This is a genomic window from Streptomyces sp. NPDC097619, assembly GCF_040302735.1.
Lineage (GTDB): Bacteria > Actinomycetota > Actinomycetes > Streptomycetales > Streptomycetaceae > Streptomyces.
Genome location: NZ_JBEOSD010000007.1, coordinates 76,566 through 94,591 on the forward strand (window position 1 = coordinate 76,566; position 18,026 = coordinate 94,591).

14 protein-coding genes are annotated in these 18,026 nt (G+C 73.3%); 6 read left to right on the forward strand and 8 right to left on the reverse strand.

Features of this window, described 5'->3' with window-relative positions:
* Positions 1-131: 131 nt before the first annotated feature.
* Both ABTZ17_RS03595 and ABTZ17_RS03600 read right to left on the reverse strand, forming a co-directional pair.
* Positions 132-2,672 carry a cation-translocating P-type ATPase gene (locus ABTZ17_RS03595; protein WP_352193827.1) on the reverse strand — a complete coding sequence of 847 codons (2,541 nt, stop codon included), beginning with the start codon at positions 2,670-2,672 and terminating at the stop codon, positions 132-134.
* Positions 2,673-2,854: 182 nt separating this feature from the next.
* Entirely contained in the window at positions 2,855-3,196 is a 342-nt protein-coding gene (locus tag ABTZ17_RS03600) for a DUF2530 domain-containing protein (RefSeq protein WP_352193828.1), read from the reverse strand.
* Positions 3,197-3,422: 226 nt separating this feature from the next.
* Here ABTZ17_RS03600 and ABTZ17_RS03605 point away from each other — a divergent pair, with 226 nt between their 5' ends.
* Positions 3,423-4,877, forward strand: a complete 1,455-nt coding sequence (locus tag ABTZ17_RS03605; RefSeq protein ID WP_352193829.1) for an NCS2 family permease — start codon at positions 3,423-3,425, stop codon at positions 4,875-4,877.
* Between the two features lie 116 nt (positions 4,878-4,993).
* On the opposite strand, the gene ABTZ17_RS03610 is transcribed toward ABTZ17_RS03605, so the two are convergent.
* A complete protein-coding gene (locus ABTZ17_RS03610) occupies positions 4,994-5,176 on the reverse strand; it encodes a ribbon-helix-helix protein, CopG family (protein WP_352193830.1) in 183 nt (60 codons plus the stop codon).
* Positions 5,177-5,361: 185 nt separating this feature from the next.
* Between ABTZ17_RS03610 and ABTZ17_RS03615 the strand changes: the two genes are divergently transcribed.
* Positions 5,362-5,799 carry a MarR family winged helix-turn-helix transcriptional regulator gene (locus ABTZ17_RS03615; protein ID WP_352193831.1) on the forward strand — a complete coding sequence of 146 codons (438 nt, stop codon included), beginning with the start codon at positions 5,362-5,364 and terminating at the stop codon, positions 5,797-5,799.
* 25 nt (positions 5,800-5,824) lie between these two features.
* Positions 5,825-7,189: an MFS transporter gene (locus tag ABTZ17_RS03620; protein ID WP_352193832.1), complete on the forward strand. Its 1,365-nt coding sequence runs from the start codon at positions 5,825-5,827 to the stop codon at positions 7,187-7,189.
* A gap of 230 nt (positions 7,190-7,419) precedes the next feature.
* Here ABTZ17_RS03620 and ABTZ17_RS03625 read toward each other — a convergent pair whose 3' ends face one another.
* The gene (locus ABTZ17_RS03625; RefSeq protein WP_352193833.1) at positions 7,420-8,409 is read right to left on the reverse strand and encodes an aldo/keto reductase; all 990 of its coding nucleotides are present in this window, start codon (positions 8,407-8,409) and stop codon (positions 7,420-7,422) included.
* A gap of 95 nt (positions 8,410-8,504) precedes the next feature.
* Positions 8,505-9,191: a GDSL-type esterase/lipase family protein gene (locus ABTZ17_RS03630; protein ID WP_352193834.1), complete on the reverse strand. Its 687-nt coding sequence runs from the start codon at positions 9,189-9,191 to the stop codon at positions 8,505-8,507.
* Positions 9,192-9,455: 264 nt separating this feature from the next.
* Here ABTZ17_RS03630 and ABTZ17_RS03635 point away from each other — a divergent pair, with 264 nt between their 5' ends.
* Positions 9,456-10,499, forward strand: a complete 1,044-nt coding sequence (locus ABTZ17_RS03635; RefSeq protein WP_352193835.1) for a WD40 repeat domain-containing protein — start codon at positions 9,456-9,458, stop codon at positions 10,497-10,499.
* Positions 10,500-10,658: 159 nt separating this feature from the next.
* The gene (locus ABTZ17_RS03640) at positions 10,659-11,609 is read left to right on the forward strand and encodes a hypothetical protein (RefSeq protein ID WP_352193836.1); all 951 of its coding nucleotides are present in this window, start codon (positions 10,659-10,661) and stop codon (positions 11,607-11,609) included.
* A gap of 215 nt (positions 11,610-11,824) precedes the next feature.
* On the opposite strand, the gene ABTZ17_RS03645 is transcribed toward ABTZ17_RS03640, so the two are convergent.
* The 3 genes from ABTZ17_RS03645 to serC all read right to left on the reverse strand — a co-directional run bounded on the left by ABTZ17_RS03645 (position 11,825) and on the right by serC (position 14,893).
* A complete protein-coding gene (locus tag ABTZ17_RS03645) occupies positions 11,825-12,421 on the reverse strand; it encodes a class F sortase (protein WP_352193837.1) in 597 nt (198 codons plus the stop codon).
* Positions 12,414-13,475 (reverse strand): hypothetical protein, encoded by a 1,062-nt coding sequence (locus ABTZ17_RS03650; protein WP_352193838.1) that lies wholly within the window; start codon positions 13,473-13,475, stop codon positions 12,414-12,416. Before ABTZ17_RS03650 ends, ABTZ17_RS03645 begins: the two co-directional genes overlap by 8 nt.
* A 299-nt stretch (positions 13,476-13,774) precedes the next feature.
* Positions 13,775-14,893, reverse strand: coding sequence for a phosphoserine transaminase (gene serC / locus ABTZ17_RS03655; RefSeq protein ID WP_352193839.1), 1,119 nt, complete (start codon positions 14,891-14,893; stop codon positions 13,775-13,777).
* 74 nt (positions 14,894-14,967) lie between these two features.
* Between serC and ABTZ17_RS03660 the strand changes: the two genes are divergently transcribed.
* Complete coding sequence (locus ABTZ17_RS03660; RefSeq protein WP_352193840.1) at positions 14,968-18,000, forward strand: FAD-binding and (Fe-S)-binding domain-containing protein; 3,033 nt, start codon at positions 14,968-14,970, stop codon at positions 17,998-18,000.
* Positions 18,001-18,026 lie beyond the last annotated feature (26 nt).

Sequence of the window (18,026 nt, forward strand, 5' to 3'; positions counted from 1 at the left end):
CGCGTTCGTGCAGGTGGGAGGGGGTGGGCGGGGGAAGGTGCCGGTGGGTGGGGGCAGGTGGGGTGTCACAGGTAAGGCCGCTACGTCACCCGTGACGTTGCGGCCTCACCTGTGCGGGGTCCGTGCGCGGCTCAGGCGGGGAACTTGCGGTCCACCCAGCGGAAGACGAGCTCGATGAGGGCCGAGGCGGCCGCGGCGATGCCCACGGCTCCCCAGGGCATCGTGGTGCCGACCAGCTTGAGCTCGAAGAACTCCTGGAGCCAGGGGACCACCAGCACGATCAGGAAGGCCAGGCCCATCGTGGCGACCAGGGCGATCCGCCACCAGGTGTAGGGCCGGGCGATGATCGCGAGCACCCACATGCTGGTGAGGAACAGGGTGAGGGTGGCGGCGCTGGTCTCGGCTTCGAGGGCGCCCTCGCCGCTGTAGTGGGAGCGGGCGATCAGGTAGGTGACGAAGGTGGCGACGGCGGCGACGGTGCCGCCGGGGATGGCGTACCGCATGACCCTGCGGACGAAGTGGGGTTTGGCGCGTTCCTTGTTGGGGGCGAGCGCGAGGAAGAAGGCGGGGACGCCGATGGTGAGCGTGGACAGCAGGGTCAGGTGCCGCGGCAGGAAGGGGTATTCGACCTGCGAGCACACCACCAGCACGGCCAGCAGCACCGAGTAGACGGTCTTGGTGAGGAAGAGCGTGGCGACGCGGGTGATGTTGCCGATGACGCGGCGGCCCTCGGCGACGACCGAAGGGAGCGTCGCGAAGCTGTTGTTGAGGAGCACGATCTGGGCGACGGCGCGGGTGGCCTCGGAGCCGGAGCCCATGGAGACGCCGATGTCGGCGTCCTTGAGGGCGAGGACGTCGTTGACGCCGTCCCCGGTCATGGCGACGGTGTGGCCGCGGGACTGGAGGGCGGCGACCATGTCGCGCTTCTGCTGCGGGGTGACGCGGCCGAAGACGGCGTTGCGGTCGAGGGCGTCGGCCATCCCCTCGGGGTCGGAGGGGAGTTTGCGGGCGTCGACGGTGTTCTCGGCGCCGGGCAGGCCGAGTTTGCCGGCGACGGCGGAGACGGAGACGGCGTTGTCGCCGGAGATGACCTTGGCGTGGACGTTCTGCTCGGCGAAGTACCGCAGGGTGTCCGCGGCGTCGGGCCGCAACCGCTGTTCCAGGACGATCAGGGCGGTGGGCCGGGCCCCTTCGGCGACGCGGGGGTCGTCCAGTTCGCGGACGGCGCGGGCCAGGAGCAGGACGCGCAGGCCCTGCTCGTTGAGGGCGTCGATCTCGGCGAGGGCGGGGTCGCCGTCGGGGAGGAGGACGTCGGGGGCGCCGAGGAGCCAGGTGGAGTTCTCGCCGTCTCCCTCGCTGAACCCGGCCCCGCTGTACTTGCGGGCGGAGGAGAAGGGCAGCGACTCCGTGCAGCGCCACTCCTCGCTGTCGGGGTAGGCGTCGATGATGGCCTGGAGGCTGGCGTTGGGGCGGGGATCGGATTCGCCGAGGGCGCCGAGGACCTTCTTGACGTGGTCGGGGTCGGCGCCGCCCAGGGAGCGGAGCTCGGTGACGTCCATGCCGCCCTCGGTGAGGGTGCCGGTCTTGTCGAGGCAGACCACGTCCACGCGGGCCAGGCCCTCGATGGCGGGGAGCTCCTGGACGAGGCACTGCTTGCGGCCGAGCCGGATCACGCCGATCGCGAAGGCCACCGAGGTCAGCAGCACCAGACCCTCGGGGATCATCGGGACGATGCCGCCGACGGTGCGGGCGATGGAGTCGCGGAGGTTGTTGTCCTTGACGACGAGCTGGCTGATGATCAGGCCGATCGAGGTCGGGATCATCATCCAGGTGACGTACTTGAGGATGGTGGAGATGCCGCTGCGCAGCTCGGAGTGGACGAGCGTGAAGCGGCTGGCCTCCTCGGCGAGCTGGGCGGCGTAGGCCTCGCGGCCGACCTTGGTGGCCGTGAAGGCGCCGCCGCCGGCGACGACGAAGGACCCGGACATCACCGGGTCGCCGGGCTTCTTCAGGACCGGGTCGGCCTCGCCGGTGAGGAGGGACTCGTCGATCTCCAGGCCCTCGGCCTCGCCGACGGTGCCGTCCACGACGACCTTGTCGCCGGGGCCGAGCTCGATGACGTCCCCGAGGACGATCTCGGAGGTGGAGATCTCCACCGGGGCGCCGTCGCGGCGGACGGTGGGTTTGGCCTCGCCGATGACGGCGAGCCCGTCGAGGGTCTTCTTCGCGCGCAGCTCCTGGATGATGCCGATGCCGGTGTTCGCGATGATCACGAACCCGAAGAGGCTGTCCTGGATGGGCGCGACGAAGAGCATGATCACCCAGAGGACGCCGATGATGGCGTTGAAGCGGGTGAAGACGTTGCCGCGGACGATGTCGGCGGTGGAGCGGCTGCTGCGCACGGGGACGTCGTTGACCTCGCCGCGGGCGACCCGCTCGGCCACCTCGGCGGTGCCGAGTCCGCCGGGCCGGAAGGCCGGGGCCGGGGGGCTGACCGGGTGGACCGGGTCCAGCTCGGCCCCGGCGTCGATGTCCCCGGGGGCCGGAGCGGTCCGGGCGGCGGCGGTGGTGCCGCCGGTGCCGGAGCCGCTCCCTGGGCCGTAGGGGTGGCCGTTGCCGCTGCCGCCGCCCGGCTCGGGGCCTTCGGTGTCGATCTTCGCCCGCTGCGTCATGCTTTCGACGGTAAGGGGGGCCGGGGTCCTTCACCCCCCGAGCGGGATGAAGATCAGACTTCGGGATGAGGGGAATCGTCCCTGGGTCGGGCCCGGGTGAGCGTCCGGTGGACGGCGGGTGGGGCGGGGGTCGGCGTCCGGGGGTCGGTCGCGGGGGGCCTCGCCGGGGTCCGTCGCCGGGGTCAGTCGCGGGCTTCGGGGGAGGTGCCCGGAGCGTCGGTGCCGGTGGGAGTGTCGTCGGCGGCGGCGGTGCCGGACTCCCGGGCCTCCGCGGCGAGGGCGGCGGCGTGCCGCTTGAGGGCGGCGTCGCGGCCGCGGACGTACCAGATGCCGATGAGGCCGAGGCCGCCGCCCGCGGCGCAGGTCCACAGCCACCACAGCAGGTCGCGGTCGGCGAACCAGCCGTAGAAGGGGAGCTGGACCAGGAACAGGGCGAACCAGAGGATCGTGCCGCCGGTGATGGTGGCGACGACGGGCCCCTCCAGGGGCTCGGGTGCCTCGTGCTGGGGGGTCCACTTCGCCATGGGGCCGATTCTAGGCGGGTGCCCCTCGGGGGTCGTGGGGCGGCGGGTCCCGTGAGGGGCGGGCCGGGTCCGATCGGCCTCCCTCTTTGTGTCTACGCGCGGAGATGGACGGCCATCCGCTCATGTGTTCATACTGAAACGGTTTGCCCTTGGCGTGTTTGCTTCGTACAAAACGCCAAGGGTCTCCCTCGGAGGGCCTGCCCTTCCCGCACCGCAAGAGGACCGCATGAGCGCGTCGGCCCCCACCGTGGCCACATCCCCCGAGCCTTCCCCGCAGGGGCCCGTGTCCGCCCTGGACCGGTACTTCAAGATCTCCGAGCGGGGTTCCACCCTCGCCCGCGAGGTCCGCGGAGGTTTCGCCACCTTCTTCGCGATGGCGTACATCATCGTGCTGAACCCGATCATCCTGGGCAGCGCCAAGGACATGTACGGGCACCAGCTCGACGGCGGGCAGCTCGTCACCGCGACCGTGCTGACGGCCGCCTTCTCCACGCTCCTCATGGGCGTCATCGGCAACGTCCCCATCGCGCTCGCGGCCGGTCTCGGCGTGAACACGGTGGTGGCCCTCCAGCTCGCCCCGCGGATGAGCTGGGCGGACGCCATGGGCATGGTGGTCCTCGCGGGCGTCGTCGTGATGCTGCTGGTGGCCACGGGCCTGCGCGAGCGGGTCATGAACGCCGTGCCGCTGGGCCTGCGCAAGGGCATCGCGATCGGCATCGGCCTCTTCATCATGCTGATCGGCCTGGTCGACTCGGGCTTCGTCTCCCGGATCCCGGACGCCGCCCACACCACCGTCCCGCTCCAGCTCGGAAGCAACGGGCACCTGCACGGCTGGCCCGTCCTGATCTTCGTGCTGGGCACCCTGCTGACGCTGGCGCTGCTGATCCGCAAGGTCCCCGGCGCGATCCTCATCTCCATCGTCGCGATGACGGTCATCGCGGTGGGCGTGCAGCTGCTCGCCGACCTGCCGGGGCAGGCCTGGGGCCTGACCGTCCCGGAGTGGCCGGGCAACCCGGTCGCCGCCCCCGACTTCGGGCTCGTCGGCCAGATGAGCCTGTTCGGCGGCTTCTCGAAGGTCGGCGTGCTGACGGGCGTCCTGTTCGTCTTCACCGTCCTGCTGTCCTGCTTCTTCGACGCGATGGGCACCATCCTCGGCGTCGGCGACGAGGCCAAGCTGATGGACAAGGACGGCAACTTCCCCGGCATCAACAAGGTCCTGATCGTGGACGGCATCGCCGTCGCGGCGGGCGGCGCCACCTCGGCCTCCGCGAACACCTGCTTCGTGGAGTCCACCGCCGGTGTCGGCGAGGGCGCGCGCACCGGTTTCGCCAGCGTGGTCACGGGCGGGCTCTTCACGATCGCCCTGTTCCTGACCCCGCTCGCCACGATGGTCCCCTCGCAGGCGGCCACCCCGGCCCTGCTGGCGGTCGGCTTCCTGATCCTGGCCGGCTCCGTCAAGGACATCGACTGGAGCGACTTCACCATCGCGGTGCCGGCGTTCCTGGCGATGCTGATGATGCCGTTCACGTACTCGATCACCAACGGCATCGGCATCGGCTTCATCAGCTTCTGCGTCCTGCGCCTGGCCGCCGGCCGCGGCCGCGAGGTCCCGGCGGCGATGTACGCGGTCTCGGCCGTCTTCGTCTTCTACTACGCGATGCCCGCCCTGGGCCTCACGTAGCCCCACCGAGGCCGGGCCCCGCCCGCGCCCCGAGCCCCCGGAGGGCCCTCCCGAACCACGGCGGGAAGGGCCCTCCGGCCTGTCCGGGCCCGTTGGCCCCACGCCCGAGCGGTGGGTCAGGTGAGGCCGTAGAACTTCTCGGTTTCGTCGACGGCGGTCTTGAAGCGCTCGTCGAAGTCGTCGCGGATGAGGGTCCGCAGGACGTAGTCCTGGACGGACATCCCGCGTTTCGCGGCGTGGAGCCGGAGCCGCTCCAGCAGCTCCCCGTCTATCCGCATGCTGAGCACGTGTGTCCCCATGGGCACAGGGTCGGGGCATACGGGCGTGCGGCGCGTCACTTTCCGGAGGTGTCTCACCCGTACGGGTGACACGTGCAGGTGGGGGCGGGTGGCGGGGCGTGTCGTGGGTATCGGTGAGCGGCCGGTGAGGCGGCCGGGATCAATCCATTGGTATTTAGCATGGGTAATGAGTTAGGCTAAGGAACATGCCTGACCTTTCCCATGGCGACGACGCTGCCGCCGTGAACGACCTGCGCTCGGCCATCATGCGGCTGGGCCGCCGGCTGAAGCACCAGCGTGTCGACGAGTCGCTGAGCCCCACCGAGATGTCGGTGCTCGGCACCCTCGCCCGCTGCGGCTCCGCCACCCCCGGCGAGCTGGCCCGCCGCGAGCACGTCCAGCCCCCGTCGATGACCCGCATCGTCGCGCTGCTGGAGGCCAAGGGCCTGGTCAGGCTCGAACCGCACCCCGACGACCGCCGCCAGAAGGTGGTCAGCCAGACCGAAGAGGCAGAGGCGATGCTCGAAGAGAGCCGCCGCAAACGCAACGCCTTCCTGGCCGGGCTCGCTGCCGAGCTCGACGAGGACGAGTGGGCCAAGCTCCGCGAAGCCGCACCCGTCCTGGAGAAGCTCGCCCACCTGTAGGAACCACACCAGGAGGCGAACGCCCTTGAGTACGGGAACCGGAGCAGACTCCGCACCCGGACCGTCCACACCCACCCCGGCGGCCGCCCGGCCGCCGCTCACCCCAGCGGGCCGGACCTCGATGTTCAGCTCGTTGAAGATCCGGAACTACCGGCTCTTCGCCACCGGCCAGGTCGTCTCGAACACCGGCACCTGGATGCAGCGCATAGCCCAGGACTGGCTGGTGCTCTCGCTGACCGGATCGGCCTCCGCGGTCGGCATCACGATCGCCCTGCAGTTCCTGCCGATGCTGCTCTTCGGGCTCTACGGCGGCGTCCTCGCCGACCGTCTGCCGAAGCGACCGCTGCTGATCGCCACCCAGGCCGCGATGGGTCTGACGGGACTCGCGCTGGCCGTGCTCACCCTCAGCGGGCACGTCGAGGTCTGGCACGTGTACCTGACGGCGTTCCTCATGGGGCTCGTCACCGTCGTGGACAACCCGGCCCGGCAGGCCTTCGTCCACGAGATGGTCGGCCCGGGGCAGCTGGCCAACGCCGTCTCGCTGAACTCCGCGAACTTCCAGTCCGCCCGGCTGGTCGGCCCGGCCGTCGCCGGTGTCATGATCGCGGCCGTCGGCAGCGGCTACGCCTTCCTCTTCAACGGCCTGTCCTTCCTGGCGCCGATCGCCGGACTGCTGCTGATGCGGACCTCGGAGCTGCACCGCACGGAGCCCGTGAAGCGGGCGAAGGGGCAGCTCAAGGAGGGCCTGCGGTACGTGGCCCGGCACCCGCAGCTGATCTGGCCCACGGTCCTGATCGGCTTCATCGGCACCTTCGGCTTCAACTTCGCCGTGTGGCTGGCGGCCTTCTCCGACGAGGTCTTCCACCGCGGCCCGGGAACGTACGGCCTGCTCAACACCCTGCTCGCGGCCGGTTCGCTGGCCGGGGCGCTGCTGGCCGCCCGGCGGGGCATCGCCCGGCTGCGGTTGCTGGTCGGCGCGGCCGTCGCCTTCGGCCTGCTGGTCACGGTGACGCCGTTCGTGCCGAGCTTCTGGATGTTCGCGCTGCTGCTGATCCCGATCGGCATGTTCGCGCTGACGGTGAACGTCACCGCGAACTCCACCGTCCAGATGGCCACCGACCCCGAGATGCGGGGCCGGGTGATGGCCCTCTTCATGATGGTGTTCACCGGCGGCACCCCGGTCGGCGCGCCCCTGGTCGGTTGGATCACCGACACCTACGGGGCCCGGCTGGGCATGGCGGCGGGCGGTGCCGTCTCCCTGGCGGCGGCGCTCGCGATCGGCCTGGTGCTGTCCCGGGTCGGCGGTCTGCGGCTGCGCGTGGACCTGCGGCCGGGCCGCCCGCACGTGGCCCTGGTGCCGCGCCGCGAGCAGCTGGCCACGGCCGCGTAGCGGCGGGGCCGGGCCCGGACCGGGCTTTCCCGTCCCGGCCCGGCGCCCGATCGGTCCGCGCGGTTCGTTAGGCTCGACGCGTGGATCCGAAGACCAGAAACCGCGTCATGGCGGGCGTGCTCGTGCTCATGTTCCTCGTCGTGGCCGTGGCGGCCGCGGTCGGGCAGTAGGCGCCCGACCCGCGGCCTCCGACGGCCGGCGCCCCTTCCGGGGCGCCCGACGGCCGCCCGCTACCAGGCGAAGGCCTCCGGGGACGGGCCCGGCCCCGGGAAGACCTCGTCCAGCCCGGCCAGCACTTCCTCGCTCAGCTTCAGCTCGACCGCCCGCAGTGCGGACCCGAGCTGCTCCGGCGTGCGCGGACCCACGATCGGTCCGGTGACCCCGGGCCGGGTGAGCAGCCAGGCCAGGGCCGTCTCGCCGGGCTCCAGGCCGTGCTTGTCGAGGAGGTCCTCGTACGCCTGCACCTGAGCGCGGATCGCGGTGTCGGCCAGCGCGTCCGCGGAGCGGCCGGAGGCGCGGCGGGCGCCGGTGGCCTCCTTCTTGATGACCCCGCCCAGCAGTCCGCCGTGCAGCGGGGACCAGGGGATCACGCCGAGGCCGTACTCCTGGGCCGCGGGGATGACCTCCATCTCGGCCCGCCGTTCGGCGAGGTTGTACAGGCACTGCTCGCTGACGAGGCCGACCGCGCCGCGGCGGGCGGCGGCCTCGTTGGCCTGGGCGATCTTGTACCCGGGGAAGTTGGAGGAGCCCGCGTAGAGGATCTTGCCCTGCTGGATCAGGACGTCCACGGCCTGCCAGATCTCCTCGAAGGGGGTCCGGCGGTCGATGTGGTGGAACTGGTAGAGATCGATGTAGTCGGTTTGCAGGCGGCGGAGGCTGGCCTCGACGGCCCGCCGGATGTTGACGGCGGAGAGCCGGTCGTGGTTGGGCCAGGGGTCGCCGTCGCCGGCCATGTTGCCGTAGACCTTGGTGGCGAGGACGGTCTTGTCGCGGCGGCCGCCGCCCTGGGCGAACCAGGTGCCGATGATCTCTTCGGTGCGGCCCTTGTTCTCGCCCCAGCCGTAGACGTTCGCCGTGTCGGTGAAGTTGATGCCGGCGTCGAGGGCGGCGTCGAGGATGGCGTGGCTGGTGGGTTCGTCGGTCTGGGGACCGAAGTTCATGGTGCCGAGGACGAGTCGGCTGACCTTGAGTCCGGTGCGTCCGAGCTGCGTGTACTCCATGGGGCACAAGCCAACTGCTTCGAGTGCGCTCGAAGCAAGAGCGGCCCGCACATCCGACCCGGCGCGTCGCCCCGCCCGTGCGTCGGGGGTGGGGGTCAGGGGGCCGGTTCGTAGGGGGCGCCGAGGTCCCAGGCCTGGTGGAGGGCGTCGGCGAACTCGCCGGCGATGCGGTGTTCGCCGGAGGCGCTGGGGTGGGTGCCGTCGTAGGTGTCCGTGTGCAGGTCGTAGCCCTGCGGGCGGGCGGCGAGGAGCAGCGGGGAGGCGTCCGTGGTGAGGTCGGCGACGGCCTTGGCGAGCAGCTCGTTGAAGAGGGCGCACTGTTCGGCGAAGGGGGCGTCGGAGGTGGCGCGGACGTTCGGGATGACGGGGAGCAGCACCATGCGGATGCCCGGTCGGGCGGCGCGGGCCTCGGCGACGAACCGGCGGACGTTGGCGGCGGTCTGTTCGGCGTCGGTGTAGAAGCCGAGGTCGATGAGGCCGAGGGAGATCAGCAGGACGTCGGGCTTGTGCGCGCGGACGGTCTCGCGGATGACGGGGGCCATGTGCTGCCAGCCCTCGCCCCAGCCCGCGAGGTGGTGGCGGGCGCGTTCGGGGAAGGCGGGGTCGCCGTAGTCGTGGGAGACGGGGGCGTCGGCGAAGGTGTCGTACACCTCGGTGCGGGGGCCGACGATCCGGTAGGGGCCGCCGAAGGAGGCGTTGAGGTGTTGCCACATGCGGTAGCGCCAGGTGTAGTCGCCGGCGCGCCCGATGGTCATGGAGTCTCCGACGAACATGAAACGCATCCGGTCATCATCGTGGATCGGCAGGGCGGTGGTGTTGTGAGACGGGCCACGCGGTCGCCGGGCGGTGGCCGTCGTGTCGGGGTGGTGGGGCGGGTGGTGCGCCGGGTCCGGGGTCGTGGGGTCCGGGGTGGCGGGGCGGCCGGCAGGCTGGAGGGCATGCGCCGTTCCGTCGTCCGTCCTCCGCGATCCGTCCGAATCTCCGCGGCCCGTCCGCCCGGGGCTCCGCCGGGGCGCGTCCGTGCCGTCCGCGCGCTGGTGCGGGCCGTGCCGGTCGTGTTGGCCGTGCTGGTGGTGGCGGTCCCGGTGGGTGGGGCGGTGGCGGCGGAGGGGGCGCCGGGGACCTCTTCCTTCACGATCGAGGACCCGCGGATCACCGAGTCGAGCGGGCTGGCGGCGAGCCGGGCGCACCCGGGCGTGTACTGGACGCACAACGACAGTGACGACGGCCCCTACCTGTACGGGGTGGACTCGGCGACGGGGCGGACGGTGGCCCGGATCACGATGACGGGGGTCGGGGACCCGCGGGACGTGGAGGCGGTGTCGGTGGGGCCGGACGGGGCCCTGTACGTGGGTGACATCGGGGACAACCGGAACGGCACCTGGGACCACGTGTGGATCTACCGGCTGCCGGAGCCGAAGGCGTTGGGCGAGAGCACGGTCAGGGCCACCCAGTTCACGGTGCGTTACGCGGACGGGCCGCGGGACGCCGAGGCGCTGATGGTGCATCCGGTGACGGGTCGGGTGTACATCGCGAGCAAGAGCGAGGACGGCGCCGGCCTGTACGAGGGTCCGGTGGAGCTGAGCGCGGGGCGGACGAACGTGTTCCGGCGGGTGGGCGAGGTGCCGTGGGTGACGGACGGGGCCTTCTCCCCGGACGGGAAGGAGTTGACCCTGCGGGGCTACTTCTCGGCGGACAGCTATCCGTGGCGGGACGGGCGGATCGCGGGGGAGGGGCGACGGCTGCGGGCCCCGTTCCTGTGGCAGGCGGAGTCGGTGGCGTACTCGCCGGACGGTTCGACGTTGATGTTCGGGGCGGAGGGCAAGGGGAGCCGGGTGGTGGCGCTGCCCGTGGAGCGTCCGGAGGGCGGGTCCGGTGAGGGGTCGGGCGGGGACGCGGCCGGGCAGGGGTCCGGTTCCGGGGCGGCCCGGGAAGGGTCCGGCGGGGCCGCCGGAAGCGCGGGCGGGGCGGCGGCCGCCGGGGAGGGCGGGGACGCCGATTTCGGCAAGGGGGCGCTGGTCCTGGCGCTGGGTACGGCCCTGGTGCTGGGGCTGCGGCGGCTGGCCCGGTCGGTGCGGCGCGGTGGGTGACGGTCTTTCACGGGTGCAGTAGCGACGCGCCACGGGTGCAGTAGCGACGCGCGGGCTCGGGTTGCGGCTTCCTGACGGCTGATCAGTAGTGGGTGGTGTGGCGCCCGAGCCGTGGGTGCCGTCCGTGTCCCATCCGCTCTTCCCGTGAAGGAGAAGCAGTTGCGTCTCACAACGCGCTTCGTCGTCCCGGCCGCCCTTTCCCTGGCCCTGCTCGCGGCGTCCCCCGCGATGGCCTCGGCGGCTTCGCACTCCCCGTCCGCCCGGGCGGCGGCGGCCGTACGGGCCGGTGTCGCGCCGGTGCCGGGGGCCGAGGCCCTGCTGGCGCAGGTGCAGGGTCTCGCGAACGTCGGGGGTGCCCTCGCCCCGGTGACGGCCCTGCTGGAGGCCGTGCTGAAGGCCGACGGCGGCAAACTCCCCGAAGCAGAGATGAAGAAACACGTGGACGCCGTGACGGCGGCCCTGGACAAGGCCAAGGCGGGGCTGCCGAAACCGCCTGCGGACCTCCCGAAGCCGCCCGTCGACCTGCCGAAGCCCCCGGTGGACCTGCCGGTCCCGGCCCCCGCCCTGCCCGCCCCGGCGCTGCCCGTGCCGGCCCCGGCGGTGCCGGCGCCCGCCCTGCCGGTGCCCGCTCCGGCGCTGCCCGCACCGGCGCTCCCGGTGGCGAAGCCCGTGGCCAAGGCCGAGACGAAGTCCGAGGCGAAGCCGGTGGTCGCGGTGACGCAGACCACGGTGACGCGGACCGAGGTGACCCAGGCCGCGCTGTCCCCGCGCGTCGCGTCGGCGGCCGGGGCGGCCGGGACCGCCGGTGCCGGTGGTGCCGCCGGCACGGACGCGGTTCCGGCCGCCGTGGCGAAGGCTCCGTTGCCGGTGCCGTTGGATCCGGCGGCGGCCATCGAGGACCTGAAGAAGTCGGTGGACGGGCTGGCGAAGGCGTCCGGTTCCTGCGGCTGCGCGGCCGACGTCCAGGCCAAGGCCACGGACGTGGTGACGAACCTGGTCAAGGCGGTGCTGGCGCTGCTGCTCGGCAGCGGTCTGCCGGTGCCGGAGCTGCCGGGCCTGCCGGTGCCGACGCCGCCACTGCCGGTGCCCGCCCCGCTCCCGGTCAAGTGAGCCGGGAGGACGACGTGCCCGCGATACCCGTGACGGTCCGCGCGTTCCCGGAGCACCGGGGCGCGACCGTCCGCCCGTTCCCGGAGTGCGGGAGCGTGGTGGTGCTGCCGATAGCCGTGTGCGGTCGTGGCGGCCCCCTGTCCAGGGGCCCCCACGACCGCACCGCCGGTTCCGGGCCGGGTTCCGCTCGTGCTCCGACCCGGTACGGGACCCGGCTACGCCTTGCCCGTGAGGTGGGCGAAGACGACCACGTTGGAGTCCCAGTGGCGGTCCTTCGTCAGGTTCCCGCCGCAGGTGATCAGCCGCAGTTCGGCCTTGCCGTTCGTGTTCCCGTAGACCTTCTCGGTGGGGAACGCGTCCTTCTTGAAGGTGTCCACGTGGTCCACCGCGAAGACGGCGGTGGAGCCGTCGGCGCGCCGGACCTCGATCTGCGCGTCCTTCTTGAGGTTCTTGAGGTCGTAGAAGACGGCCTCCTTGGTGGTGGGCGTGTCCATGTGGCCGACGATGGCGGCCGCGCCCTTCTCGCCGGGCGTGGGCCCCTGCTTGTACCAGGCGGCGTCCATGGGCTTGTCGAAGGACGGCTCCTGCATCTGACCCTGGGCGTCGAGGCCGACCGCGTCGAGTGCGGCGTCCACGTGCAGGGACGGGATGTCGATCCGGTCCGGTACGGAGGGGGCCAGCGAGGAGGCCGCCGCCTTCACGGGTGTGTCCTTGGCCGCGGCCGTGCCCGTGCCGGAACCGCAGCCCGTGAGGAGCAGTGCGCCGAGGGCGGCGGTTCCGACGAGGACGGCCGTGCGGCGGGGCTCAGCCATGGTTCCGGCGGCGGCGCACCAGGCTGACGCCGAGGAGACCGATGGCGGAGGCGGCGGAGGCGCCGCCCATGGCGATGAGGCCGTCGTCGACGCCGGTCTTCAGGGCGGCGGGGGCCTCACCGGTGTTGACGGAGCCCTTGGGCTTCTTGTGCTGGGCGGGGTCCAGCGGCTTCAGGTTCTCGTTCTTGTGGTGGTTCTTGTCGCCGTGGTCGCCGTGGTCGGGGCGGGTGCCGGTGGCGTCGGTGCTGAACTTGACGGTGTCGAACTTCTTGCCGCCGGCGAAGGCGCTCACCCCGTAGTAGCCGGTCTTGACGTCCTTGGCGACGACGGCGGTGCCGGTCCAGGTGTCGGTGCCGGTCTTCTTGAGGTTGACGGTGCCGCCGAAGGCGTCGGAGCCGACGGAGGCGCTCTTCTCGGCGGTCTTGATGGTGACGCCGATCCGGTCGCCGGGCTTGCCGTGGTCGGCGGAGAGGCGGAGGGAGTTCTCGGTGGGCTTCGGCGGGGTCGGCTTGTCGGCCTTCACGGTGAGGTTCGCGGTGGCCTGGAGCTTCTCGCCCTTGGGGCCGGAGCCGGTGAGGGAGACGCCGTAGTCGCCGTCCTTGGCGTCCTTCGGGACGACGGCGGTGCCGGTCCACACGCCGGCGGCCTTGCCCTCGGTCATGGTGACCGGTCCGAAGGCGGCGGAGCTGACGCTGACGGCGGTGGACTCGCCGGGTACGCGGGCGGTGACGTACACGGTGTCGCCGGGCTTCGCGGTGCTCGCGGAGAGGGACAGGAAGGCCGCGACCTGGTCGGTGGCGGGCTTGCTGTCGTCCTTGGCGGAGGCGTCCTTGTTCTCGGTGCCCTTGGCGTCGGTGGTATTGGCGTCGGTGGTGCCCGTGTCCTTGGCGGTGGCGTCCGTGCCCTGGGCCGTGCCGTCCGCGGTGCCGTTCAGCACGGCGGTGGAGGTGTGGCCGGTCGGGGCGGGGGCGTCGGCGGCGAACGCGACCGCGGGGGCGGCGAGCGCCATCGAGGAGGCGAGAGCGATCGCCGAGACGGTGAGTGCCTTGCGCATGGGATTCCTCCTGGAAGGGCCGGGTCCGTTGACCCGGCACACCTGACATGAGGGACATCCTGGGCACTCGGTTGCGGCCCTTCCGGCTGCCCGGACGGGCTCCGCCGAAGGTCCTCCGACGCGAACCCGCAGGTGGCGGCGGGGGTCGGGAAGAGTCGTTGACGGGCGCTTTGCCACGATTTTTGGGACCAAGGTCCCGGTGACCGCGGGTCCCGCCCCGGCCGAAAGGACGAGGCCCCCCGGTGACGTCGCGTCACCGGGGGGCCTCGTCAGGTGCGTCGGGGCGTGGCCCCGAGGCGTCAGAGCTTCTCGATCACGTGGTCGATACAGGCGGTGAGCGCCGTGACGTCGGCCGGATCGATCGCCGGGAACATGGCGACGCGGAGCTGGTTGCGGCCGAGCTTGCGGTAGGGCTCGGTGTCCACGATGCCGTTGGCGCGCAGCGCCTTGGCCACGGCGGCCGCGTCGATCTCGTCGGCGAAGTCGATGGTGCCGATGACGGAGGACCGCTTGGCCGGGTCGGTGACGAACGGCGAGGCGTACTTGGACTCCTCGGCCCAGCCGTACAGGGCCTGCGCGGAGGCCGCGGTGCGGGCCGTGGCCCAGTCCAGGCCGCCCTGGGAGTTGATCCACTCCAGCTGCTGGTCGAGCAGGAAGAGGGTGGCCAGGGCCGGGGTGTTGTACGTCTGGTTCTTCAGCGAGTTGTCGATCGCGGTCGGCAGCGAGAAGAACTCGGGGATGTGGCGCCCGGAGGCGTGGATCCGCTGGGCGCGCTCCAGGGCGGCCGGGGAGAAGGCCGCGAGCCACAGGCCGCCGTCGGAGGCGAAGGACTTCTGGGGGGCGAAGTAGTAGACGTCGGTCTCGGTGATGTCGACCGGGAGGCCGCCCGCGCCGGACGTGGCGTCCACCAGGACCAGCGCGCCCTCGTCGGCGCCCGCGACCCGCTTGATGGGGGCGGCGACACCGGTGGAGGTCTCGTTGTGGGTGTACGCGTAGACGTCCGTGCCCGCCTCGGCCACCGGCTCCGGGTGGGTGCCCGGCTCGGAGGAGACCACGGTGGGCTCGTCCAGCCACGGCGCCAGCTTGGCGGCCTTGGCGAACTTGGACGAGAACTCGCCGAAGGTGAGGTGCTGGGACTTGCGCTCGATCAGACCGTGGGTCGCGATGTCCCAGAAGGCGGTGGAGCCGCCGTTGCCCAGGATCACCTCGTAGCCCTCGGGGAGGGAGAAGAGGTCGCTCAGGTGCTGCCGCACCGAGCCGACCAGGTTCTTGACCGGCGCCTGGCGGTGGGAGGTACCGAGGAGTGAGGTGCCGGTGGCGGCCAGGGCTTCGAGGGCCTCCGTCCGCACCTTGGAGGGGCCCGCGCCGAAACGGCCGTCGGCGGGCTTGATGTCAGCGGGAATCTGGATCTCAGCCACGAGCGGAGCGTATCGGGTCCCGGGGGGCGGCCCGTCGCCGCGTCCACCCGGTGAGACGAAGGGATCATGTGTCCATGGGCGGAGCGGAGCGGGCGGGATCGGACCTGGCACGGCTGCTGGGCGAACGGGTGCGCGGTGACGTGGACTTCGGCGCGTCGGCGCGGGCGCTGGTGACCATGGACGCCTCCAACTACCGGCGGGTCCCGCTGGGGGTGGTGGCGCCGCGGGACGCCGAGGACGTGGCGGCGGTGCTCCGCACCTGTGCGGAAGCGGAAGTTCCGGTGGGGTGTCGGGGCGGGGGCACCTCGATCGCCGGACAGGCCACCGGGACGGGGGTCGTGCTCGACTTCACCCGGTACATGACGGGCCTGGTCTCGCTGGACCCGGAGGCCCGGACGGCGGTGGTGCGGCCCGGGTTGGTGCTGGACCGGCTGCGGGAGGCCGCCGCCCCGCACGGGCTGGTCTTCGGCCCCGATCCCTCCACCCGGAGCCGCTGCACCCTCGGCGGCATGATCGGCAACAACGCCTGCGGGGCGCACTCGGTGGCCTGGGGCACCACCGCCGACAACTTGGTCGAGGTGTCGGTGCTCCGGTACGGCACGGACGCGGGCGACGTGCGGCGGCTGTCCACCGGTTGGGACGGCACCCCGCCGGGGCTCCGGGAGCTCGTCGGGGCGAACCTGGCCCTGCTGCGGACCCGCTTCGGCGCCCCGGCCGGCCCCGAGGGGGGTGCCGCGCCCGGGGCCGGCGGGAACGGTCCGGCCGCCGGGCCCGCCTTCACGCGGCGGATCTCCGGGTACGCCCTCGACGAGCTGCTGCCCGAGCGCGGGGTGCGGGCGGCGCGGGCCTTCTGCGGCGGCGAGGGCACCCTCGGGGTGGTCACGGAGGCCGTGGTGCGGCTGGTGGAACTGCCCCGGGAACCGGTCCTGGTGGTCCTCGGCTACCCGGACGAGAGCGCCGCCGCCGAAGCCGCCGCGGGCCTGCTGCCGCACGGCCCGCTGACCGTGGAGGGCATGGCCGCCGACCTGGTGGGCGGGGTCGAGGGGGCCCGCAGGCTGGGGCTGCCGAGGGGTGCGGCCTGGCTGTTCGTGGAGCTGGCCGAGGCCGGGGCGGCGCCCGCCCTGGTGCGGGCCGCGGACGCCCTGGCGGCGGTGACGGTGCGGGACCCGGCGCGGCAGCGGGCGCTGTGGCGGATCCGGGAGGACGCGGCCGGTACCGCCACCCGGATGCCGGACGGTTCGATGGCCTGGCCCGGTTGGGAGGACTGCGCGGTGCCGCCCGCCCGGCTGGGGGCCTACCTGCGGGAGTTCCGGGCGCTGTTGGCCGCGCACGGGCTGCGCGGGGTGCCGTACGGGCACTTCGGGGAGGGCTGCGTGCACGTCCGGATCGACTTCGACCTGGTGACCCCGCGCGGGCTGGGAGTCTTCCGGGCCTTCTCGGAGGAGCTGGCGGAGCTGGTGGCCTCGCACGGCGGTTCGCTGTCGGGGGAGCACGGGGACGGTCAGGCGCGGGCGGAGCTGCTGGACCGCGTGTACGGGCCGGAGGCGGTGCGGCTGTTCGCCGCGTACAAGGACCTGTGGGATCCGGCGGGCGGGCTCAACCCGGGGATCCTGACCCGGCCGGCCCGGTTGGACGAGAACCTGCGCTTCGGGGTCCTCGCGGGGGCCGCGGGCCGGGAGCTGCCGTTGGCCGCCGGGGTGACCTCCTGCGTGGGCGTGGCCAAGTGCCGGACGACCGCCCCCGCCGCGGCCGGCGTGATGTGCCCCTCCTACCGGGTGACGGGGGAGGAGCGGCACTCCACGCGGGGCCGGGCCCGGCTGCTGCACGAGATGCTCGCCGGGGAGGTGGTGCGGGACGGCTGGCGTTCGACGGAGGTCCGGGAGGCCCTGGACCTGTGCCTGGGCTGCAAGGGCTGCCTCAGCGACTGTCCGGTGGGCGTGGACATGGCCGCGTACAAGGCGGAGTTCCTGGACCGGCACTGGGCGGGCCGGGTGCGGCCCGCCGCGCACTACACGATGGGCGGGCTGCCGGACTGGCTGCGGCTGCTGGCGGCGTTGCGGCTGTCCGGCCCGGCGGGTGCCCTGGCGGCCCGACTGCCCGCGGGCCTGCGGGGCCTGGCTGGGCTGACCCCGGAGCGGGAGCTGCCGCGGCCGGCGGCGGAGCCCTTCACCCGCTGGTGGGCCCGCGCGGGCGGCGGCGCGCGGCCCGGTGCGGGGGCCGGGCCCGGCGGCGGGGGTACGGGGCCCGGTGGTGCCGGGCCGGTGCTGCTGTGGCCGGACACCTTCACCGAGTACCTGGCGCCGGGGGCGGGCCGGGCCGCGGTACGGGTGCTGCGGGCGGCCGGGCTGTCGCCGGTCCTGCCCGCGGGCCGGGTCTGCTGCGGGCTGACGTACGTCTCCACGGGGCGGCTCGGCCGGGCCCGCCGGGTGCTCGGCCGCACCTTGGACGTCCTGGAACGGGAGGGCGTCCTCGGTGCCCCGGGCGGCGGCGGTGCGGACGGCCCTGAGGGGGCGCCGACCGGGCGGGTGCTGGTGCTGGAGCCCAGCTGCGCCGCCGCCCTCCGCGACGACCTGCCGCGGCTGCTGCCGGCGGACCCGCGGGCGGCCCGGCTGGCGGCGGCGGTCCGCACCTTCGCGCAGGGGCTGGAGGAATGGGCCCCCGACTGGGCGCCGGCGCGGCTGGACCGGCCGGTGGTCGGGCAGACCCACTGCCACCAGCACGCCGTGCTCGGGGACGGGGCCGAGCGGAGGCTCCGTGAGCGGGCCGGGCTCGACGGGGAGCTGACCGGCGGCTGCTGCGGCCTGGCGGGCGACTTCGGCTTCGCGCGGGGCGGCGGCCGGTACGCGGTCTCGGTGGCCTGCGCGGAGGAACGGCTGCTCCCGGCGGTCCGGGCGGCCGCCCCGGGCACGACGTTCCTGGCGGACGGGTTCTCCTGCCGCACCCAGCTCGCCCAGCTGGGCGGGGTACGGGCCCGGCACCTGGCGGAGGTGTTGGCGGAGGGGCTGCCGGGCACGGCGGCGTCCGGCCCCGGCGAGGGGGCGGCGGACGAGGTCCGCGGGCCCGAGGGCGGGGGTGCGGACGGTCCGGCGGAGGGGCGCCGGGTGTAAGGCAGACCACCCTGTCATGCCCCTTA